Origin of the sequence: Lacticaseibacillus chiayiensis, from assembly GCF_004123795.1 — a bacterium.
GTDB classification, from domain to species: domain Bacteria; phylum Bacillota; class Bacilli; order Lactobacillales; family Lactobacillaceae; genus Lacticaseibacillus; species Lacticaseibacillus chiayiensis.
The window spans coordinates 21,751-42,763 of record NZ_MSSM01000021.1 but is presented as its reverse complement, the minus strand read 5'-3'; the positions used below and the strand labels follow the sequence as shown (position 1 = coordinate 42,763).

Genomic DNA, 21,013 nt, shown 5'->3' with positions numbered 1-21,013 from the left:
CATGCCAAAACGTCAAGATATTCATAAAATCTTAGTGATCGGCTCAGGTCCGATTATCATCGGTCAAGCCGCAGAATTTGATTACTCAGGGACTCAGGCTTGTCTGGCCTTACGTGAAGAAGGCTACGAAGTTGTTTTGGTAAATTCCAATCCGGCCACCATCATGACCGACACGGAAATCGCGGATCGGGTTTATGTCGAGCCGTTGACCGTCGAATTCGTCAGCCAGATCTTGCGTAAAGAGTTGCCCGATGCCATTTTACCAACAATCGGCGGACAAATCGGTCTGAACCTTGCCATGAAACTAAGCAACACAGGTATCTTGGACGAACTCGGAATCGAATTACTGGGCACGAAGCTTAGTGCGATCGATCAAGCCGAAGACCGCGAATTGTTCAAAAATCTGATGCAAAAACTCAACGAGCCGGTTCCGGAATCTGCCATCGCGAACAACGTGGATGAAGCGCAGGAATTTGCTGACAAAATCGGCTTTCCTGTCATCATTCGTCCGGCCTTCACCATGGGCGGCACAGGCGGTGGGATTGCCGATAATGAAAAAGAGCTCGCCGAAATCGCCGAAAACGGTTTGAACCTAAGCCCGGTCACCCAAGTACTAATCGAGCGTTCCATTGCCGGCTATAAGGAAATCGAATTTGAAGTTATGCGCGATGCTTCCGATTCCGCCATCGTGGTCTGCAACATGGAAAACTTTGATCCGGTCGGCGTGCATACCGGTGATTCAATGGTTTTCGCACCGACACAAACGCTTACGGACAAAGAGGTTCAGATGTTGCGGGATTCCGCCTTGAAGATCATTCGCGCTTTGAAGATCGAAGGCGGCTGTAACGTCCAGTTTGCCCTCGACCGCAACAGCTTCAAGTATTATGTTATCGAAGTCAATCCTCGAGTTTCCCGTTCTAGTGCACTAGCTTCCAAAGCTACCGGTTATCCGATAGCCAAAATGGCCGCCAAAATTGCGGTTGGTTTGAATTTGGACGAAATCAAGAATCCGGTCACCAAGAAGACTTGGGCCGAATTTGAACCGGCCTTGGATTATGTGGTAACCAAATTACCACGGTTCCCATTCGACAAATTTGAAAATGGTGACCGGACGCTTGGCACGCAAATGAAGGCTACCGGTGAAGTCATGGCGATCGGGCGAACGCTTGAAGAAAGTCTGTTAAAAGCGGTGCGCTCGCTTGAAGTCGGCTTAATTCATCCCCGGCGTCCGGCTTTTGCCAAACTCAGTGACGATGAGTTGAGCAAGCATATTATCCAAGCCAACGATGAACGGCTCTTTTATCTAGCCGAAGCATTTCGACGAGATTATACCATCGATGAAGTCGCCGAATTATCCAAAATGAACCCGTTTTTCCTCGACAAGATTAAACACATCGTCGAATTGGAACGGGCATTAGCTGCGCACAAGGCCGACTTGCCATTGCTCGCCGAAGCAAAGCGTTACGGTTTTGCCGATGAAGAAATTGCCCAACTTTGGGGGTTACATGCAGATCAGATCCGACAAATGCGCAAAGAACAGCACATTTTACCGGTTTATAAAATGGTCGATACTTGTGCTGGCGAATTTGCCAGTGACACGCCATATTACTACAGCACGTATGAAAGCAGTACGGAAAGCTTCAAAAGCGATAAGCCAAGCGTCCTGGTTATCGGTTCCGGTCCAATTCGGATTGGCCAGGGCGTTGAATTCGACTACGCAACCGTCCATAGCGTGAAGGCGATTCAAAAAGCCGGCTATGAAGCCATCATCATGAACAGCAATCCGGAGACGGTTTCTACTGACTTTTCCATTGCGGATAAGCTGTATTTTGAACCCTTAACGCTTGAAGACGTCCTGAATGTCATCGATCTGGAACAACCAGAAGGCGTGATTGTGCAGTTTGGCGGCCAAACAGCGATTAATCTGGCAGAACCATTGGCCAAACGCGGCATTAAAATTCTGGGCACTTCAGTTGACGATCTCAATCGGGCGGAAGATCGAGATCTGTTTGATCAAGTCATCAAACAACTTAAGTTACCGCAACCGGAAGGCGGTACTGCCACCGACAAAGCCGGTGCACTGGCCGTCGCAGACAAAATTGGTTATCCGGTTTTGGTTCGGCCAAGTTACGTGTTGGGCGGTCGGGCTATGGAAATCGTGCATGATGCTGATGAATTAGCCAGTTACATTGATCGGGCTGTGTCGGTTTCCCACGATCATCCTGTTCTGATCGACCACTATCTGGTCGGCAAAGAATGTGAAGTTGATTGCATATCTGATGGTGAAACGGTGGTTTTGCCGGGGATCATGGAACATATCGAACGCGCCGGCATTCACAGCGGCGACTCGATGGCCGTTTATCCGCCGCAAACCTTCAGTCAGGGCATCATTGACCAGATTACCGATGCAACGATCAAACTTTCACGGGCTTTGAATTGCATCGGCTTGATGAACGTCCAATTCATCATTCATCAAGGCAAAGCGTATGTCATCGAAGTCAATCCGCGAGCCAGCCGCACCGTGCCTTTCTTGAGTAAGGTAACCAACGTCAAGCTGGCACAAGTCGCAACCTTGGCGATTCTCGGATCGAGTCTGAAGGAACAAGGCTTTAAAACGGGCCTGCTGCCAAACCAGGCAGGGATTCATGTCAAAGCGCCAGTGTTCAGCTTCTCAAAGTTGAATCACGTTGATAGCTTGTTAGGGCCGGAAATGAAGTCCACCGGTGAAGTCATGGGTAGTGATACAACCTTAGCAAAAGCTTTGTATAAAGCGTTCGAAGCAGCCGGCATGCATCTACCGCAATTCGGTCGCGCGTTGATAACCGTTAAAGATGCTGACAAAAACGAGGCGACCGAATTGGCCAAACGATTCCGCGAAGTTGGTTACCAGCTGGTTGCTACCAGCGGCACGGCCAAAGCATTTGAAAAAGCCGGTATTACGGTTGAAACCATTGAGAAACTCGACAGTGGCAAGGAAACTATTTTGGAAGACATTGCCGACCGCAAGATTCAACTGGTGATCAACACCATGACAGCCGACAAAAAGACTTCGAGTGACGGCTTCCGCATTCGCGAAACCGCCATCGAACACGGCGTCCCGTTGATGACCAGTCTCGATACTGCAGATGCCATTTTGAAGGTATTGGAATCACGGGCATTTTCAATGCGGCCGATCAAAAGTTAAAGCCATTGAATGACCCAGTTGGCAATGTTTGCGACACAAAGGAGGCAACGGCATATGATTCAATTACCCGGCTTTACCATGAAAAATCCGTTCATGCCAGCCAGTGGGACATTTGGTTTTGGCGAACATTATGCCAAACAATATGACTTAAATGAGCTGGGCGCACTGGTGACCAAATCAACTACGCTCATGCCGCGCACCGGCAATCAAGGAAAAATTTTTGCTGACGGGCCAAGCAGCACGTTGAATGCGGTCGGATTGAAAAATCCGGGGAGCGACGTCGTTTTACACGAAAAGTTGCCCTGGTTAGCTCAGCACTATCCTGATCTGCCAATCATCGCAAGCATTGCCGGTACTGATGTTGCCGAATATGCAGCGGTTGCCAAAAAGCTGAGCGCCGCACCAAATGTCAAAGCACTGGAAGTTAATATTTCCTGTCCAAATGTAAAACAAGGCGGCATGGCGTTTGGTACGGATCCGGCTGTAGCTGCTGACGTGACGCGCGCTGTCAAGGCAGTGAGTTCGGTCCCGATTTTCGTCAAACTTACGCCTAATGTCACCGACATCACCGTGATTGCCAAAGCAGTTGAAACTGCGGGTGCAGACGGCATCTCCTTGATTAATACGCTTGTGGGCATGCGCTTGGACATTCACACGGGCCAACCGGTTTTGGACAATGTGACCGGCGGCGTTTCCGGCCCGGCCATTCTACCGATAGCGCTGCATCTGGTTTATCAGGTTTCTCACGCCGTTCATGTTCCGATTATCGGCATGGGCGGGGTCAGCTCCGGTCACGATGCTGCCGAAATGTTAGCCGCGGGCGCTCAGGCAGTTGCAATCGGTTCGGCCAATTACTATGAAGAAAAGGCAATTCCTAAAATTGCCGCAGCATTTGCACGCATTCAGGAAGGACAGGCGGTATGACACCTATCATTGCACTCGACTTTAAAGATCAGGCGACTACGCTTGATTTTTTGGCGCGTTTTCCCAAAGATGAACGGCTTTTCGTCAAAATCGGGATGGAACTTTTCTATGCCGAAGGACCGGCGATTATTACTGCCATTCAGGCGGCACACCCGGTTGATATCTTTCTCGACCTAAAGTTGCATGATATTCCAAATACCGTTGAAGAGGCGGCCTGGCAATTAGGTAAATTAGGCGTGGCGCTGACAACGGTGCACGCAGCCGGCGGTAAGGAAATGATGCTGGCAGCTAAGCGTGGCTTGTTGGCAGGTGCCAAAGCTGCGAATCATCCGGCGCCTAAAATGCTCGCCATTACCCACCTGACCTCAACCGATCAGACCATGTTGGAAAACCAGTTGTCTATCGATGTGCCGCTTAATCAGGCAGTTCAGCACTTAGCAGCCATCGCTCAGGCCAGTGATGCAGACGGCGTTGTTGCCAGCGCCTTGGAAACGCCATTGATCCGCAGTGTGACTAAACCTGAGTTTCTTGTCGTCACACCGGGAATTCGGCCACAAGGTGCGGCAATCGGCGACCAAAAACGGGTTGTCTCACCAGGCGCGCCAAACGCTTAGGCAGTTCGGCCATTGTTGTCGGCCGCCCGATCACACAGGCACCTGATCCAGTTGAAGCCTATCAAGCGATTAAGAAAGCGTGGGAAACAGCACATGACTAAATTAGAAAACCAAATTGCGAGCGATTTGCTCCGCATTAAGGCTGTCACATTACGTCCCGAAGAACCGTTTACCTGGGCAAGCGGATTAAAAAGTCCGATTTATACCGATAATCGTCTCACCATCGGATATCCGGATGTTCGTAGCAAAATTGCGTCCGGCTTGGCCCAGGAAATTGTGGCCCATTACCCAGACGTGACAGCCATCGGTGGGGTGGCAACTGCCGGCATTCCACATGCTGCCTTAGTCGCCAATCTGCTCAACTTACCACTGGTTTACATTCGGAGTAAGCCTAAAGACCACGGGCAGGGGCGACAAATCGAAGGTCACCTTCCTGAAAATGCAAAACTAGTCGTCATTGATGACCTGCTATCGACGGGTGGTTCAGTGCTCAGTGCCGTGGCGGCAGCGCAAAAAGATGGCGCCAACGTTCTTGGTGTCGCAGCAATCTTCAGTTACCAGCTGGCGGCGGTGACCGCTAACTTCGCCAAAGCCGGCTTGCCATTCTTTACGCTGACCAATTATACGGCGCTCATTCAAACGGCTGAAGCCCAAGGCGCTATTACGACCCAGCAACTAGCTTCCTTACATCAGTGGCGTGAGGATCCGGCAAAGTGGGGCGATCGATTCCAATAATGGCTAGCCATCAAGCTCATTAATCCGCAAAGGCTCTGTCAGTCATGTTGATTGTCAACATGACTGACAGGGCCTTTTTTTGAACTATTTTCAGCTGGAAGGCGAGGATTTTGCCAATCTACGTACGCCGACTTTAACGATGCAATAAAAATTGGGTCTTTGAATAGCTGAGCAAGATAACTGTTTCACATTAAAAAAACATCTCCACTAACGATCGATGAATCACAAGCATATTTAAGGTGTCTCAGTTAGTGCCAAATATACCCTATAAAATCGGAAAAAAAGGGGAACTGTTCTTGTTTTAGGATTCACATATCGATGCTAAAAAGTCGCCTTTTGCGTCCACCATTCGCCATTGTGACCACTACGTTATCAGCTGATGTACAACAGAAAAATCTCATTAATAAACTTTAATCTAAGGCTGGACTTGCCCACACATCTTCTGTTAATATTCTCATTACATTCTTATTAAGGGGGAAGTTCAATGGCAGGAGATCCAACAAAAGGCTTGTCAGCTGCAGTCGAAACACGTGCTGATGCACCGATGCAAGGAGAGAGGAAATCTACACCTCAAGCGACGACTGCTCAAGCAATCAGTATGACGATGACGGCTTTTATCAATAAGGTTTTATCCGGAACAGCACTAGGGGTCATTATCGGACTGATTCCAAATGCGGTTTTGTCTGGCATTCTCAAGTATTTTGGAACGAACACGTTTGCAGTAACTTTGACGCAAGTTGCAGCCATTTTCCAAATTGCCACCCCCTTAATTATTGGCGGCCTAATCGCGCTGCAATTTGAACTGAAGCCTTTGCAGATGATGGTAACGGCAGGGGCGGCGTTTGTTGGCTCAGGTGTCGTGAAATTCAATCCCGCAATGAAAGCTTATGTCGGTGCCGGGACTGGCGACTTGATCAATACCATGATCACGGCATCAATCGCTGTCTTGGCCTTGCTATGGATCAAAGATCGTTTTGGCTCAACGGCAGTCATTGCCATGCCAATCTTAGTCGGCTGTGGCGTCGCTATATTGGGGTATTGTTATTGCCATTCATTGCTGCTTTTACAACGGCCATTGGCGATGTCATCAATAGCTTCACCACTTTCCAACCGATTCTCATGGCCGTTCTAATCTGCTGCTCTTTTGCCATCTTAATTGTCAGTCCAATTTCAACTGTTGCCATCGGTCTGGCAATTCAACTTCACGGCGTTTCGGCAGGAGCTTCGGCAATGGGCGTTGCCGCAACTGCCATTGCACTCGTGGTCTACTCTTGGAACGTCAATAAATCCGGCGTCACAATTGCCATTGCACTAGGCGGCATGAAAATCATGATGCCAAACCTGTTTAAACATCCGATTATCTTGCTGCCATGTTTGTTCACGGCCATTATCTCTGCGATCCCTGTCGCCTTATTGTCAATCAGCGGCACCCCGCAGTCCGCCGGTTTCGGAATCGTCGGAATGGTCGGCCCGCTTGCTGCCATGGACGCAGGGTTGGCGATTCCGCTTGTACTCCTTTGCTGGCTTGTCATTCCCGCAGCGGCGGCATTGCTAAGCAAAGTGTTATTTGAAAAGATGCTAAAATTGTTCGACAGCCGAATTGTTTTCAAATTTTTGGGCTAGTAAAGACGAGCCCTAGAGAGCCAAAAATAGTCAACAAAAATGACCAAACATCCCCAATCGCAAACGGGCATCTTTGGTCATTTTTTATTGGCCATAGAACATGATCGAGCAGTTTCAATTCTGACTAGGCACTGCTTCATTCAAGATGCTTATGGCCTTGCGCGTCGTAAACGCGATGGTCATTGATGGCGACTTTAGTATTAACTGCCGCAGCCAAATCGATTCCCTTGATTTCAGCGATGCCGAGCAGATAAATGGTGACATCAGCCAATTCCTCAGCGATGTTGTCTTGATCGCGCTTGAGCAATGCTGTGGTTAGTTCAGCCATTTCGTGATAGGCAAGCAGCATTTCAAAATTGGTATCGGTCGTGTTCCAGCCATGTTTAACTTTGTTGGCCATAATGTGCTCCTGAATCGGTCGACTGATTTGTGCTGATGTTTTCGTCATGTAAAATCCGCTCCTATTTTGTCGGCGGGGTGCGCAGCTTGTCGACTAATTCAGCATCTGGCGTGACGCTCACCGTTTTTTGACCTTCATAAACAACAAAGCCGGGTTTGGCGCCATTGGGTTTACGAATTTTCTTCACTTCAATCCAATCAACTGGAACATTGGCACTTTCCCGGGCTTTAGAAAAATATGCAGCCAGGTTAGCCGCCTCTAGCAGCGTTTTATCACTGGGCTTATGGCTGTCGATAATGACGTGCGAACCGGGAATATCTTTGACATGTAGCCAAATATCGGTTTTCTTGGCCGTATGCAAAGTCAGTTGGTCATTTTGCAGGTTATTTTTACCTACCCAGATTTTAGTACCATCACTGGCATAAAACTGATCCGGTTTGGAGACTTTCTGGCGTTTGTTACCTTTTTTCTGCTTTTGCTGCCGCAAGTAGCCTTGCTGCTGCAGCTCAAGACGAATATCGGCTAAATCTTTGGGGCTGGCCACATTAATCTGAGCCATAATGCCTTCCAGATAATCGAGTTCTTCCTGATTTTCCCGCATTTGCTCGTTCACGTGAGCTACGGCATTACGCAACTTGGTATATTTAGCAAAATATTTCTGGGCATTGCGCGATGGGGTAAGCTGATTCGAGAGATTAATCTTAATCGGTTTGTTATCATTGTAAAAATTCGGCAACTCAATGCTCGTCATGCCGCGCTCAACCCGACTCAGATAAGTCGTCAGAATTTCGCCACGAATGCGGTAATCATCAGCCTTCTCCGTTTCCTCCAGCGTGCGTCTCAACTTACGCTGTTTTTTGCGGTCTTTGTCGATGACGTTTTTGATGACGTGAATCAGGTTACCGCCTTGTTGTAAGACGCGGTCGTGCTCGGCCTTTTGCTCGTAGTAAGCGTCGAGCATGGTGCTCAAAGTAGGGTAGTGCTGCTGATCACCTAATAACGATTGATAGGGAATTGCTGTGAAAACCGCTTTTTTGCCTTGCGTCGTAATGGTCGGCGCTGGCGTTGCAAGTTCCTTGAAAAAACCATCCCACCCAGCATCGCCTTGATTGAGGCGCAGAGCTAGTTCCGCAGCAGAATCCTTGGCTAGCCCTTGATAATGTTGCTGAATCAAGGCAGCGCGGCTGAGCATTGGCGTCACTTGACGTTCAAGTTCGTGGTAAAGCCGATCCGGATCATCAAACGGATTGATTTTGTCCTGTTTTGGCGGCTCCACATACGGCGCGCCGGGCATCAACGGGCGATAGCGATTCTGGTCAGCCGAGACATGGCGAATTAAATCAATGATTTTTCCGGTTCGCTTGCTAACCAAAAAAATATTACTGTGTCGGCCCATCATCTCGATAATCAAACGCAGTCCCAACTCATCACCCAGTTCATCGCGCGTTGAGAATTCAAAATGCAGCACGCGATCGTTTTGTACTTGGTGAACTGCTGTTAATGTTGCGGCGTTAAAATACTTGCGCAGCGTCATGGTAAAGGTAGCGGGAACATCGGGATTCGTAAAGGGAATGTGGGTAATTTGTACCCGCGCATACTGCGGATTAGCCGAAAGCAGCAGAGGATGATTCTTACGTCCCGCGCGAATGGTTATCACGACTTCGTTTTCATAAGGCTGTTGAATTTTAGCAACACGGCCGCCGCTTAAGATTCCGTTAAGCTCTTGAGCCATGGCATGAGTAAAGATTCCATCAAAAGACATGTTAATCCGCTCGCTTTCCAATTGTCCCAATCATTTTACCGGTTTTAAGACGTTTATGGAAGAGCGAGAGATTTGCGACCTTTAGTAAGATCAAGATTAACAAAAATGACGTCGCTCTAGTGAAAACTCCTATTTCAGTCATCGATCAACTCTGCCCCAACATCTTTCCCCCAATCAGGCTCAGGTGTATCAATACTCCCGTGTACCGCCTCCTGTTCGCAAATGATCGACCACAGATCCGATTTTGGCTCTTTATAGATCATAACTTGTCCATGATCAGTCAACTGAAAAACAAGCTTATCATGATCGCTCAATCACAGTTTTTCACGAACGGCCTTGGGAATTGTGATCTGGTGCTTACTGGCCATTTTGGCCACTGCCAATGTGGTATACTTTGAAGTCGTCATTGCAAGGCCCTCCTCAGAATTGTCTATGCTCAAAATATAGCATAGTTAGTGTTGAGAGGTAGCATCAGAAGAACAGTCGAACCATCCAGCATCAAATTTAGATAACAAGCGTCTCGGGTGTTTCTGCTTGATCCTAGCATTTTATGGTATGATGTAGACAATCATTTTTGAAAAAGTGGGTGTCTGTATGAAAATTGCTATCGTGACGGATAGTACCTGTTATCTGCCGCAAGCCGAAATCGACAAACATCATATTACCGTGGTGCCGATTCCGGTCATTCTTGACGGTGCAGTCTATGACGAAGGTAAGGATATTACCACAGAGGAATTCTACGCCAAACTAAAAACTGCAAAAACATTTCCGAGCACCACGCAACCGCCATTGGGTGAGATGTTGAAGCTTTATGAAAATCTTGCCAATGAAGGCTATGACACCATTATCAGCATTCACCTTGCCAGCACGATTTCCGGCTTTGTTAATACCTTAAAGGGTGCCGTTGATGAAGTTCATGGCGCGAAGGTTTATGTTTACGATTCCCAAGTTACCGTTATTCTAATGGGCTGGTTGGTTCTAGCAGCAGCGCAAATGGCTGAGGCCGGTAAGGATCCGAAAGCTATTTTGGCACGGTTGGATGATCTGCGTAGCACCATGGGCGAATACTTCATTGTCAACGACTTGCAGAACCTCGTCCGCGGTGGCCGGCTAAGCAATGCTTCAGCTTTCATCGGTGGTATGCTCAAAATCAAGCCATTATTGACGTTTGATGATCACTCACACAAAATCGTCGCCATCGAGAAAATCCGTTCCATCAAAAAGGCTTACGCAAGGGTTGAGACATTATTCCAGCAAGAACTCGAGCGAGTGGATTATCCGATTCGCGCCGTGGTGATTCATGCTAACGACCCAGAAGAAGCGCAACGCTGGTTAACGGACCTCCAACAGAAATTTCCGAATGTCCCGTTTGAACTTTCCTATTTTGGACCGGTTGTCGGCACTCATCTTGGTGAAAAAGCCATCGCCTTGGCATGGATGAAAGATTTTACCAAAGCTTAAGCAAAGTCGCGTTCAAGCGCGGCTTTTTTGATTTGAGTGTGAACAGGAGCATTTAGAAAACGAAGTGTAAGTGGCATCTGTCCGAAATGGCTGGGGCGGGCCTTACGCGTAGATTTCGGCAACTGCGAGCGCGTTATTGAAGGAGGATTTTCGCATGTTTTTTGACCTACCTTTAGCAAAAGGAAAAATTTTAAGTGAAACACCGCATTATCATGGCCCGATTTTCGATGTTGTTACGCAAAAGATCAACACACCGGATGGACTGACTGTCGAACGTGATTTGATTCGTCACCCCAATGCGGTTGCAATGTTAGCACTAACGGACGATGGACGGGTGCTAGTCAATCGGGAATACCGGGTGGCAACCAACAGCGAGGTTTTTGGACTGCCTGCCGGATTAATTGATCCCGGTGAAGATTGGCAAACGGCGGCAAGCAGGGAACTGCACGAGGAAACAGGGTATCTGACCCATGATCTGCAGTGGCTGACTGCGGTGCGTTCCAGCGAAGGGATGACCGATGAAACAGTCAATCTTGTGCTGGCTAAAATCAACTTAGCTGCCAAAACGTCACAGGATTTCGATAAGGATGAATTTGTCACTAGCCGAATTGTGCCATTTTCCGAGTTGGTCGCCGGTGTCAAGGCGGGCAAGATTAACTCGGCCCAAACCGTTGCGGCAGTGACTTACTACTTAGCCTTTATCGCCAAGAGTTGAAGATTTGTTGAATATGACGCCAAACAGGCACTGAAGGACGAAATTCCGTCTTTTAGTGCCTGTTTGGTGTGGGAAAAAGGAGGGCATAAAAATAATACTAACGGCTAGCATCTAATCAGGTGACGTAGAAAGCTTCAGTATCTTTTATGTTTAGAAAGTATGAATAACATTTAAAAGTTTGAAACAAGAAATCCAAAATTACGTTCTGCCTGTGTTTATGAATATTTATGCATTTTATATTTACATTCTGCCCAAATGCGGGTAAACTCTAAGGCAATTAAGAAAGCAGGTGGCATGATGTTGCGCAAAAGTATCGCTGGGTTGCCGGATTATGTATCGGACAGCACTCCGGAAAGAATCGCAAAAGCGGCAGGTTTAGCAAAAATGACACGTTTATCTTTTAATGAAAATCCGGTCGGCACTTCACCTAAAGTACAAAAAGCCATTGCCGACTGGGCTTTTTCGCAGGCCCGCAGTTACCCTGATCCGGATGCTATGCCGCTGCGAACTGCCGTGGCTGAGCGGTTGCACCTGCCTGCCGATCAATTGCTTTTCTCAAGCGGATTGGATGAAATGATCGCCTTGATTTGTCGAACCTTCCTTGACATTGGCGATGAGAGTCTTCAGCCATGGCCGGCTTATCCGGAGTATCAGCTGCAAGCAGCGATTGCCGGTGCCGTAACGGTTAATGCACCGGTCGACGAGGCCACAGGACGCATTGATCTTCAAGCACTGCTAGCAGGCATCACGGCGAAAACAAAAGTCATTTGGTTATGCAATCCAAACAATCCCACCGGAACCTACTTGTCAGTCACTGAAATTGCTGAGTTCATGGCACAGGTGCCGCCGGAAATTCTGGTTGTCGTGGATGAAGCTTATATTGACTTTGTTGATCAGGTCATTAATCCTTCAGTGCTGCCGCTCATCACAGCATTCGCCAATTTATTGGTGATGCGCACCTTTTCTAAGCTTTTTGGCCTTGCTAATTTCCGCGTCGGCTTTAGCATCGTTCCCAAGGCGCTCATTCCCAAAATGCAAAACGTCCGCCTGCCTTATAACATTAGTGGTCTCAGTCAGACGGCCGCGTTGGCAGCATGGGAAGATGTAGCCTTTACCCAAAAGGTTAAACGCCAATTATTTGCGGCGCGCCAGCAATGGACAACATTCTTCGATCACCACCACATTCGACATTACGCCACCCAGACCAACTTTATGCTGTACCAAGTGGCACAACCACTGGCATTAGGCGCTTTCTTAAAGCAGCACGGCTACCTGGTGCGCGACAGTATGGTCCCCGGATGGATTCGACAAAGTTTTGGGACACCAAAGCAGGATGCAGAAGTGCAAGGATTGTTGCTTGATTTTTTGAAAACGGCATCCCCGCTGGTAAAGTGATGATTTTGAATATCCGTCATCGTCTTTGCGTCTGAATTAAAAAACGAATAGCCGAAAATTGACGCACTCGATTCAGTTGTTTTTAAAAAAGCTGTTGACATTTTTCTAAAGGTCGTTATGATTAGAGTCACATTAACAAACATGAAGTTGTGATTAGACCAAGTAAGTTGCCACCGATCCCAAGAGAGCGCCCATTGCTGAAAAGGTGCGATCGACCAGCCGAACACACATCTAAGAACTTGATGGCTGAACCAAGTAGGCTGTCACGCACCTGTTGCGTTATCACCGCTGCCAGTCACAGTTCGCGCAAGCCGACTTGCGGCTGGTAGGTGAGGTTTGGGTCGTGAGGTCCAAACAAAATTGAGGTGGTACCGCGATCACCAGTCGCCCTCGAAAACGTTTTTACGTTTTCGAGGGCTTTTTTATTGAGCGCGAGCAGGAACGCGTTATAGAAAGCAAACTTCAACCGTCTATTTACCCACAATAGAACAGTCACCTGAAAAAACCGCCCAACAACTTCATACCCAAAACCCGTACTAGCGAAAGGAGCACCGTCATGTCAAATCGCCATTTGCCTGTTGGCACCCGCGACGAATTTGGGCCGCGCGCTATCCGTAAAGAAAATCTTATTCAAATCATGAGCCGACATTTTATCGATGCAGGATTCGATCGGGTCAAAACACCCTTGTTGGAATACCGTGATGTTTTTCAGCCGCTAACCGTCACGGGTGAACAACCTTATCAGATGTTAGACGACGCAGGAGAGACAGTTGTGATGCGGCCAGATTTGACGTTGCCATTAGCGCGCTTATTAAGCACCACCAATATTCAGCCGCCGGTTCACTGGTGGTATGTCGGCGATATTTTCCGGGTTAGAAAAAGCCTGAGTGGCACTTACAACCAAATCACGCAAGCTGGCATTGAATTAATCGGTTACGCATCTTTGAAAGCTGAATGGGCATGTTTAAGCGAAGCCATCCGCATTTGTGATGATTTGAAGGTTGCCGATTTAACGCTGGAACTTTCTGATGCTCGCTTTGTTCCGCAAGTTCTACAAACTTTGGCGTTGGATCCTGTGACTAAAGCAGCACTGAAGAAAGCCTTTTTCACGAAGAATCTTAGTGACTACGAACGATTGACTGAACCTCTGGCCGCCAATGCACTGTATCCGTTCTTAAAACAGTGGCCTTGGTTGTTCGGCCCGGCTGAGAGCGTTTTCGAACAATTAAAACAATTATTGCCTCCTGCTTTTGTGAGAGAGCAGGTAGCGCGTCTTCAAACGACAGTCGATTTCTTAAGGGACCAATTTTCGAATCTTACCGTCACACTGGATTTAACCAGCCAGCCGCCGCAATCTTATTACACCGGCATTTTCTTCCACGCTTACGTCCCTAATCGGCGCGAATATCTGTTTAGCGGCGGGCGCTATGACCGGCTCATGGCCAGCTTTCAACGCGATCTGCTTCCGGCAGTCGGATTGGCATTTGATGTTGATGCCTTAACAGACACCGTTCAAGAACCGACCGCATCGCCGCAGACTTTTGTCTATGGCTTACCTTCCCAATGGCAGGAAACAGCAGCAGTTGTCGCCACATCGCCAAATGCCCGGCTTTGTCTCGTTGATTCACTTGCCGAAGCACAGGTATTGGCAAAAAGCAGCCATGCCCGCTTGATTGATCTTTCCCCCAAGGAGGCCACGTTATGACCCTAACCATTGCATTGGCAAAAGGGCGGACAGCCGCACAGGTGCTACCGCTGCTCAGCGCTACCGGCATTAACTGTACGGCACTTCAGGAAAAAAACCGGCGCTTGCTTTTTACCGATGATCCCGATTTTCATTTTGTCCTTGTCAAAGCACCTGATGTCTTGACATACCTGAACCGTGGCACTGTTGATATTGGCATCGTCGGTTCGGATATCCTCGAAGAACAAGGTCACCAACAATTTGACATGTTGGATCTTAGAACCGGTCGTTGCCGATTCATCCTGGCGTCAACTCCTGATTTTGACCCACATCAGACAAATCGCAAACGAATCGCTACTAAATATCCACACATCGCCCAGCGGTATTTTCAGGATCAAGGCGAAGACGTTGAGATGATTAAAATCGAAGGCTCGGTTGAGCTTGCACCGTTGACTGGAATGGCTGATGCGATTGTCGACATCACTGAAACCGGGACGACCTTACGCGAAAATCATTTGAAGGCTTTTGCCACACTGACGCCGGTATCCACCCATCTCGTGGTAAATCGGCTGGCACTCAAGCAAAAGAAACCTACCATTTACCAACTCATCCAAGCACTGCAACGCGTTCGTCCTCAGGAGGTTTAACATGAAAATTCTTACCGGTACTTTAACCCAACTCCAACAACAAGTCGCCGCTCGCCAACAAAACCTAACTCAAAATATTGCGGTTCAAACAACCGTACAGGAGATTCTGGCAACCGTGAAAGCGCAAGGGGACACAGCTTTACGCAACTATAGCGAGCAACTTGACCACGTTTCAATCAACGACCTGCGCGTTCCGCAAGCAACAATTGATGCTGCCTTGACAAACTTATCACCGGAATTATTAGCAGCGCTGAACCTGGCCAAAACCAACATCACAAGTTACCACCGGTTAGAAATCAGCAATGGCTTCATCGATAGTCCATCCCCAGGCATCATTCGCGGCCAAAAAGTCACGCCGCTTGATGCGGTTGGTTTATACGTTCCCGGGGGTACCGCTGCTTATCCGTCAACGATTCTCATGACGGCGATTCCGGCCAAACTTGCAGGTGTCAAGAAAATTGTCATGGTGACACCGCCGCAAAAAGCGGGCCTTAATCCGGTGATTTTGGCCGCTGCCAAATTGGCTGATATTGACGAAATTTACCAGGTCGGCGGCGCCCAGGCAATCGGGGCTTTGGCTTTCGGTACGGAAACCATCCCACACGTCGATAAAATTATGGGCCCAGGCAATCAATATGTCGCAGAAGCCAAAAAACAGGTCTTTGGAACAGTGGCCATCGATATGATCGCCGGCCCATCAGAAATCGGAATTATTGCCGATGGTTCAGCAGATCCTGTCCGGGTAGCCGCCGATCTCTTATCGCAAGCAGAACATGATCCCAACGCCCGGGCGATGCTCGTTACAACTAGTGAAAAGCTGGCGCAGGCCGTCAGTGATCAAGTCGATGTTCAATTGACAGCGTTGCCGCGGGCTGCGATTGCACGCACTGCGATCAAGAATGAGGGATTTATCGCTGTTGTTAACGACACGGATGCTGCATTCACCCTCATGAACACGATTGCTCCGGAACACTTGGAAGTTCAATTGCCTGATCCGGTCACCTACTTAAATCAAATTCAGCATGCCGGTACAGTTTTCCTTGGCGAAAATGCCGCAGAACCGGTGGGCGATTATGTGGCCGGACCAAACCATGTTTTGCCAACTGCCGGATCGGCGCGATTTTTCTCACCTCTAGGGGTTTATGACTTTATAAAACGAACGCAATTCATTCAGTACAGTTCCCAAGCACTAGCCCAGCAAGCTGATGCGATTGTCACGTTGGCGCGAACCGAGGGACTAGACGGTCATGCCGAAGCTATTTTAAAACGGACAGCCCGATAAACCGTTGCCAACGTGTCACTCAACTAAAAGGAGATTTTCCCATGCGTACAGCCACCATCACACGTACAACCAAAGAAACCACGATTACCGTCAGTCTTAATCTTGATCAGCAAAGCGGCATTGCCATTGATACCGGCGTTGGTTTTTTTGACCACATGCTGGAAGCATTTGCCAAACATGGCCGCTTTGGTCTGGTGCTCAAAGCCCAAGGCGACTTAGATGTTGACCCGCATCACACGATTGAAGATACCGGAATTGTCTTAGGCAACTGTTTTAAGCAGGCCCTCGGTGACAAAGCGGGGATTGAACGTTTTGGTAGCGCCTTTGTTCCAATGGATGAGACACTGGCCCGTGTTGTCGTTGATCTCTCCGGCCGCGCATACCTGGTGTTTGATGCCGAGTTAACCAACCAACGACTGGGCGGCTTTGACACGGAAGTTACCGAAGACTTTTTTCAGGCAGTTGCCTTTGCCGGTGAGTTTAACTTGCACGCCGTCGTTTTATACGGACGCAATACCCATCATAAAATTGAGGCTTTATTCAAAGCGTTTGGTCGCAGCATGCAAGCGGCCGTTGCCGAAAATCCAGCAGTCGAGGGGATTCCTTCAACCAAAGGAGTGATTTGATGATCGTCATCGTGGACTATGACACCGGCAACACGCTTAACGTTAAAAAAGCGCTTGACTATTTGGCGATTGACAATCAGATTTCCGCCGATCCAACCGTTATCATGGCGGCAAACGGCCTGATTCTGCCAGGCGTGGGCGCCTTCAAAACGGCCATGAACGCCTTACAGCAAAGACACCTCGTTTCGGTGATTCAGGCTTTTGCTGCCACCGGTAAACCGTTACTCGGCATCTGCTTAGGCATGCAGCTGCTATTTGACCGCAGCGAGGAGTTTGGCGAAACGCAAGGCTTGGAGCTCATCCCGGGAAAAGTGGTCGCCATTCCGACTAAAGCAGGCATCTCCATTCCGCACATGGGCTGGAACACCAACACGCTGACCCAAAACGATCCATTTGCGACAGGATTTGCCAATCAAGCGACTTATTTCGTCCATTCTTATTACGTCCAGACAAAAAGCGCGTATACACTTGCCACAACCGATTATGGACAACCACTGACCAGTATCGTTCGGCGCCAAAATATTCTCGGTACGCAATTTCACCCAGAAAAAAGCGGCGCGATTGGACTTGCCGGCTTGCGGCGTTTTAAGGAGATGACCGACCATGCAACTTTATCCAGCGATTGATTTATTAGCCGGCAAAAGCGTCCGCTTAACGCGAGGCGACTATGAGCGCGTCAGTTTAAGCGCTGACCCGCTAGACCAAGTGGCACGGCTGAACGCAGCCGGCCTAACCCATCTACACCTGGTTGATTTAGATGGCGCTCGTGCTCAACAACCGATCAATCAAGCTGCCATCAAGGCCATTCGCCAACAGACCTCGGCGTTTATCGAACTTGGTGGCGGTATTCGCAATCTGGTAACGATGGGTCAATATCTGACAGCCGGTATCAATCGCCTTGTCCTTGGCTCCGTCGCCATTACGGATCCGGATCTAGTCGCACAGGCAGTCACTCAATTTGGACCACAGCGAATTGTTGTTGGCATTGACGTTCGCTCAGGCAAAGTTGCCACAAACGGCTGGCTGACTACGACTCAGCAAAGCGCCATGGACGTGATGCAAACGGTGCAGACAACCGGGGCGCAGACGGTAATCGTGACCGATATTGGCCGGGATGGCACGATGCAAGGCCCGAATGTTGATTTACTGAGGGCGCTTCAACACACCGTGCCCCAGCTCGACATTGCGGCCAGCGGCGGTATTCGGACGTTGGACGACTTAACCGCCTTGCGCGCAGCCGGCATTCACGCCGCCATTATCGGCAAAGCGTGGCAAACTGGCGCAATTGATCTGAACAAACTCAAAGAATTGGAGGATGACGATGCTGACCAAACGGATTATTCCCTGCCTTGATGTCGATCAGGGAAGGGTTAAAAAAGGCGTTCATTTCACTCAGCTCAAAGATGTCGGTGACCCGGTTGCCATCGCCAAAGCTTATGAAGCCCAAGGAGCCGATGAACTTGTCTTCCTAGATATTACTGCCACGACTGACGCCCGCCAAACAATGACCCAAACAGTAGCCGTAGTGGCAGAGCAGGTTTTCATGCCACTCACGGTTGGCGGTGGGATTCGCTCAGTCGCCGATATGCACGACTTGTTGCGCGCTGGAGCTGACAAGATTGCCTTGAACTCAGCCGCTGTGAAGCAGCCCGCACTCATCACGGCCGGTGCCGAGACATTCGGCAGCCAAGCAGTGGTGGTTGCCATTGACACGCGGTGGCAGGCGGAACGCCAACGCTATCAGGTCACGATTAATGGTGGCCGAGCACCGGTAGATCTTGATGCGATTCAGTGGGCCAAACAGGCAGTCGATGCTGGAGCAGGGGAGCTATTGGTAACGTCAATGGACGCCGATGGCACGCAGGAAGGCTTCGACTTAGCCTTGTATCGTCAGTTAAGTGCCGCGGTGACAGTTCCCATTATCGCAAGCGGCGGGGCGGGTTCCGCCGAAGATTTCGTTATTTTGTTCAAAGAGACCACCGTTTCAGCCGGTCTTGCCGCGTCAATTTTCCATTTTTGTCAATTGACCATCCCCGAAGTCAAAACAGTTTTAAAACAAGCAAGGGTGACGGTTCGATGATAGCACTTGATTTTAAGAAGGAATCAGGGTTGATCACAACGGTTATTCAAGACGCACGGACCCAACAGGTTTTAATGGTTGCGTACATGAATGCCGAAAGTTTTGAGAGAACCCTAGCAACCGGTGAAACCTGGTTTTGGTCGCGCAGTCGCCAAACGTTGTGGCACAAAGGTGAAACTAGCGGCAACATCCAAAAAGTCCAGTCGATTGCGGTTGATTGCGATGCGGATACGTTGCTGATATCGGTTCTACCAGCTGGTCCTGCCTGCCACACCGGACACACGAGTTGTTTTTATCGGGCTTATGCAAGAAAGGAATGAACTGCCATGACAGCTGCCAAACAAAGTATCACAGAACTATATGAACTTATCAAAGAACGCCAAATCCAGCCGAGTCCTGGTTCCTACACGGATTATCTTTTCACCAAAGGGCTGGACAAGATGCTAAAAAAAGTTGGCGAAGAAAGCACCGAGGTCATCGTTGCAGCCAAAAATCCCGATGATGCCGCTTTTGTCCTTGAGGTGGCCGATCTGACTTATCACATTCTGGTGCTGATGGTTGAACGCGGTATCACGCTTGATCAGATCGAAGAAGAATTGGCGAGTCGCGAAGGCAAAATGAGTCGTCTGAAGGAACGCAACAGCATCAATAAATATTGATGGGTGAACAGCCTGTGGTAGTCACTCATCTAACGACGCTGGCTCACGCTCACTTTTTTGCATACAAGGAGGAAGCAACATGCTTAAACACACCGTTAAGCATCTACAACCCTACACGCCCGAAAAACCGCTAGCTGATTTAAAAAAAGAGTTAGGATTAGCCAGCCTAGTTCGAATGTCGGCGAACGAAAATCCTTTTGGTACCAGTCCTGAAGTCAGACAGGCGGTGGCTAACTGGGACTTCACTCAAAGTCGGGATTATCCCGATAGTAACGCCAGTCAGTTACGTAGGTCGGTTGCCGATCAACTTCATGTTGCAAGTGAGCAACTCGTGTTTGGCAACGGCCTTGACGAAGTGATTGCCTTAATTGCCCGAGCCTTTTTGGAACCGGGAGACGAAGTTGTCGAGCCTTGGCCGACGTTTTCCGAATATCGGTTACATGCTGAGATTGAAGGCGCCAGGGTGGTGGATGTCCCGGTTCAACCCGAAAACGGCAACTTCGACCTAGACGCGATGGTGCAAACAATCACGCCGCGAACCAAGCTGGTGTGGTTATGTAACCCGAACAATCCCACCGGTACACTGATGTCACTGACGGCCTTAACCCAGTTCATGCGCCGAGTGCCGGAAAATGTACTGGTTCTGGTTGATGAAGCTTATATCGAATTCACCGATGATTATCCCGCCACGAGTGCAATCAGGCTGCTACCGCAATTTAACAATCTGGTTGTCTTACGTACGTTTTCCAAAATCTACGGGCTGGCCAATTTTCGCGTTGGTTTTGGTATTTTTCCAAAGCAGTTGGTTACCTGTCTTCAGGCGGTACGCTTACCTTATAACCTCAGTGCCATCGCGCAATTGAGTGCACAAGCTGCATTAGCTGATCAGACATTTGTGCAGACAACGCGAAGCCGCGTTCAGCAGGCACGTCGCAGCTGGGAAACCTTTTTGACTGACATGGTGCTGCCACACTATACCAGCCAAACGAACTTTCAATTTTTTCAGGCACCGCACAATCAGGCGCAAGCTCTCAAGCAGCAATTGCTTCAGCACGGCTTTCTTGTTCGAGACGGACTCATGCCTGGCTGGTTAAGGATCACTTTTGGAACCGCCAACCAAAATCAGACTGTTCAACAAGTTATTCGAACTTTTCAGTTAAATCTTCAATGAGTGACCAACAATGTCCATCCTTAGATCAATGCCTTGCGTGACCCCGAATTA

General features: G+C 48.9%; 18 protein-coding genes and 2 pseudogenes. 18 read left to right on the top strand and 2 right to left on the bottom strand.

From position 1 onward, the window contains the following. Nucleotide 1 precedes the first annotated feature (1 nt). From carB to BVJ53_RS08615, 5 genes and pseudogenes are all read left to right on the top strand, one after another. Entirely contained in the window at nt 2–3,184 is a 3,183-nt protein-coding gene (gene carB / locus BVJ53_RS08635) for a carbamoyl-phosphate synthase large subunit (RefSeq protein WP_129302060.1), read from the top strand. Between the two features lie 54 nt (nt 3,185–3,238). Continuing rightward, a complete protein-coding gene (locus BVJ53_RS08630) occupies nt 3,239–4,108 on the top strand; it encodes a dihydroorotate dehydrogenase (protein WP_129302059.1) in 870 nt (289 codons plus the stop codon). Continuing rightward, a pseudogene (gene pyrF / locus BVJ53_RS08625) lies at nt 4,105–4,823 on the top strand (orotidine-5'-phosphate decarboxylase). The gene BVJ53_RS08630 and the pseudogene pyrF overlap by 4 nt, the downstream one beginning before the upstream one ends. Beyond that, complete coding sequence (gene pyrE / locus BVJ53_RS08620; RefSeq protein WP_129302058.1) at nt 4,816–5,457, top strand: orotate phosphoribosyltransferase; 642 nt, start codon at nt 4,816–4,818, stop codon at nt 5,455–5,457. The pseudogene pyrF and the gene pyrE overlap by 8 nt, the downstream one beginning before the upstream one ends. A gap of 544 nt (nt 5,458–6,001) precedes the next feature. Continuing rightward, nucleotides 6,002–7,080, top strand: a pseudogene (locus BVJ53_RS08615) (PTS sugar transporter subunit IIC). Nucleotides 7,081–7,216: 136 nt separating this feature from the next. On the opposite strand, the gene BVJ53_RS08610 reads toward BVJ53_RS08615, so the two are convergent. After that, nucleotides 7,217–7,528 carry a MazG-like family protein gene (locus BVJ53_RS08610; RefSeq protein WP_129302057.1) on the bottom strand — a complete coding sequence of 104 codons (312 nt, stop codon included), beginning with the start codon at nt 7,526–7,528 and terminating at the stop codon, nt 7,217–7,219. Nucleotides 7,529–7,541: 13 nt separating this feature from the next. Beyond that, the gene (locus tag BVJ53_RS08605; RefSeq protein WP_129302056.1) at nt 7,542–9,242 is read right to left on the bottom strand and encodes an NFACT RNA binding domain-containing protein; all 1,701 of its coding nucleotides are present in this window, start codon (nt 9,240–9,242) and stop codon (nt 7,542–7,544) included. Between the two features lie 594 nt (nt 9,243–9,836). Between BVJ53_RS08605 and BVJ53_RS08595 the strand changes: the two genes are divergently transcribed. The 13 genes from BVJ53_RS08595 (at nt 9,837) to hisC (ending at nt 20,962) form a co-directional block, all read left to right on the top strand. Continuing rightward, a complete protein-coding gene (locus tag BVJ53_RS08595; protein ID WP_129302055.1) occupies nt 9,837–10,703 on the top strand; it encodes a DegV family protein in 867 nt (288 codons plus the stop codon). A gap of 154 nt (nt 10,704–10,857) precedes the next feature. After that, nucleotides 10,858–11,418 (top strand): NUDIX hydrolase, encoded by a 561-nt coding sequence (locus BVJ53_RS08590; RefSeq protein WP_129302054.1) that lies wholly within the window; start codon nt 10,858–10,860, stop codon nt 11,416–11,418. Between the two features lie 297 nt (nt 11,419–11,715). Continuing rightward, the gene (locus tag BVJ53_RS08585; protein WP_129302131.1) at nt 11,716–12,813 is read left to right on the top strand and encodes a pyridoxal phosphate-dependent aminotransferase; all 1,098 of its coding nucleotides are present in this window, start codon (nt 11,716–11,718) and stop codon (nt 12,811–12,813) included. A gap of 556 nt (nt 12,814–13,369) precedes the next feature. Continuing rightward, nucleotides 13,370–14,518 (top strand): ATP phosphoribosyltransferase regulatory subunit, encoded by a 1,149-nt coding sequence (locus BVJ53_RS08580; RefSeq protein WP_129302053.1) that lies wholly within the window; start codon nt 13,370–13,372, stop codon nt 14,516–14,518. Then, the gene (hisG, locus tag BVJ53_RS08575) at nt 14,515–15,144 is read left to right on the top strand and encodes an ATP phosphoribosyltransferase (protein ID WP_129302052.1); all 630 of its coding nucleotides are present in this window, start codon (nt 14,515–14,517) and stop codon (nt 15,142–15,144) included. The genes BVJ53_RS08580 and hisG overlap by 4 nt, the downstream gene beginning before the upstream one ends. Before the next feature lies 1 nt (nt 15,145). After that, nucleotides 15,146–16,426 (top strand): histidinol dehydrogenase, encoded by a 1,281-nt coding sequence (gene hisD, locus BVJ53_RS08570; RefSeq protein ID WP_129302051.1) that lies wholly within the window; start codon nt 15,146–15,148, stop codon nt 16,424–16,426. Nucleotides 16,427–16,467: 41 nt separating this feature from the next. After that, complete coding sequence (hisB, locus tag BVJ53_RS08565; RefSeq protein WP_129302050.1) at nt 16,468–17,052, top strand: imidazoleglycerol-phosphate dehydratase HisB; 585 nt, start codon at nt 16,468–16,470, stop codon at nt 17,050–17,052. After that, nucleotides 17,052–17,678 (top strand): imidazole glycerol phosphate synthase subunit HisH, encoded by a 627-nt coding sequence (gene hisH, locus BVJ53_RS08560; protein ID WP_129302049.1) that lies wholly within the window; start codon nt 17,052–17,054, stop codon nt 17,676–17,678. Before hisB ends, hisH begins: the two co-directional genes overlap by 1 nt. Further along, nucleotides 17,656–18,405: a 1-(5-phosphoribosyl)-5-[(5-phosphoribosylamino)methylideneamino]imidazole-4-carboxamide isomerase gene (hisA, locus tag BVJ53_RS08555; RefSeq protein WP_129302048.1), complete on the top strand. Its 750-nt coding sequence runs from the start codon at nt 17,656–17,658 to the stop codon at nt 18,403–18,405. Before hisH ends, hisA begins: the two co-directional genes overlap by 23 nt. Further along, complete coding sequence (gene hisF, locus BVJ53_RS08550) at nt 18,374–19,132, top strand: imidazole glycerol phosphate synthase subunit HisF (RefSeq protein ID WP_129302047.1); 759 nt, start codon at nt 18,374–18,376, stop codon at nt 19,130–19,132. The genes hisA and hisF overlap by 32 nt, the downstream gene beginning before the upstream one ends. Next, entirely contained in the window at nt 19,129–19,452 is a 324-nt protein-coding gene (gene hisI / locus BVJ53_RS08545; RefSeq protein WP_129302046.1) for a phosphoribosyl-AMP cyclohydrolase, read from the top strand. The genes hisF and hisI overlap by 4 nt, the downstream gene beginning before the upstream one ends. Nucleotides 19,453–19,458: 6 nt before the next feature. Then, on the top strand, nt 19,459–19,791 hold the full coding sequence (hisE, locus tag BVJ53_RS08540) for a phosphoribosyl-ATP diphosphatase (RefSeq protein WP_129302045.1): 333 nt from the start codon (nt 19,459–19,461) through the stop codon (nt 19,789–19,791). Between the two features lie 79 nt (nt 19,792–19,870). Then, nucleotides 19,871–20,962 carry a histidinol-phosphate transaminase gene (gene hisC / locus BVJ53_RS08535; RefSeq protein WP_129302044.1) on the top strand — a complete coding sequence of 364 codons (1,092 nt, stop codon included), beginning with the start codon at nt 19,871–19,873 and terminating at the stop codon, nt 20,960–20,962. Nucleotides 20,963–21,013 lie beyond the last annotated feature (51 nt).

What these genes read in the sequence shown, in the direction of transcription:
- BVJ53_RS08590 (WP_129302054.1), top strand. Translation starts at nt 10,858, where the DNA reads ATGTTTTTTGACCTACCTTTAGCAAAAGGAAAAATTTTAAGTGAAACA.
- BVJ53_RS08630 (WP_129302059.1), top strand. Translation starts at nt 3,239, where the DNA reads ATGATTCAATTACCCGGCTTTACCATGAAAAATCCGTTCATGCCAGCC.
- BVJ53_RS08605 (WP_129302056.1), bottom strand. Translation starts at nt 9,242, where the DNA reads ATGTCTTTTGATGGAATCTTTACTCATGCCATGGCTCAAGAGCTTAAC.
- hisC (WP_129302044.1), top strand. Translation starts at nt 19,871, where the DNA reads ATGCTTAAACACACCGTTAAGCATCTACAACCCTACACGCCCGAAAAA.
- hisB (WP_129302050.1), top strand. Translation starts at nt 16,468, where the DNA reads ATGCGTACAGCCACCATCACACGTACAACCAAAGAAACCACGATTACC.
- carB (WP_129302060.1), top strand. Translation starts at nt 2, where the DNA reads ATGCCAAAACGTCAAGATATTCATAAAATCTTAGTGATCGGCTCAGGT.
- hisA (WP_129302048.1), top strand. Translation starts at nt 17,656, where the DNA reads ATGCAACTTTATCCAGCGATTGATTTATTAGCCGGCAAAAGCGTCCGC.
- hisF (WP_129302047.1), top strand. Translation starts at nt 18,374, where the DNA reads ATGCTGACCAAACGGATTATTCCCTGCCTTGATGTCGATCAGGGAAGG.
- BVJ53_RS08585 (WP_129302131.1), top strand. Translation starts at nt 11,716, where the DNA reads ATGTTGCGCAAAAGTATCGCTGGGTTGCCGGATTATGTATCGGACAGC.
- BVJ53_RS08580 (WP_129302053.1), top strand. Translation starts at nt 13,370, where the DNA reads ATGTCAAATCGCCATTTGCCTGTTGGCACCCGCGACGAATTTGGGCCG.
- hisG (WP_129302052.1), top strand. Translation starts at nt 14,515, where the DNA reads ATGACCCTAACCATTGCATTGGCAAAAGGGCGGACAGCCGCACAGGTG.
- BVJ53_RS08610 (WP_129302057.1), bottom strand. Translation starts at nt 7,528, where the DNA reads ATGACGAAAACATCAGCACAAATCAGTCGACCGATTCAGGAGCACATT.
- hisD (WP_129302051.1), top strand. Translation starts at nt 15,146, where the DNA reads ATGAAAATTCTTACCGGTACTTTAACCCAACTCCAACAACAAGTCGCC.
- hisE (WP_129302045.1), top strand. Translation starts at nt 19,459, where the DNA reads ATGACAGCTGCCAAACAAAGTATCACAGAACTATATGAACTTATCAAA.
- pyrE (WP_129302058.1), top strand. Translation starts at nt 4,816, where the DNA reads ATGACTAAATTAGAAAACCAAATTGCGAGCGATTTGCTCCGCATTAAG.
- hisH (WP_129302049.1), top strand. Translation starts at nt 17,052, where the DNA reads ATGATCGTCATCGTGGACTATGACACCGGCAACACGCTTAACGTTAAA.
- hisI (WP_129302046.1), top strand. Translation starts at nt 19,129, where the DNA reads ATGATAGCACTTGATTTTAAGAAGGAATCAGGGTTGATCACAACGGTT.
- BVJ53_RS08595 (WP_129302055.1), top strand. Translation starts at nt 9,837, where the DNA reads ATGAAAATTGCTATCGTGACGGATAGTACCTGTTATCTGCCGCAAGCC.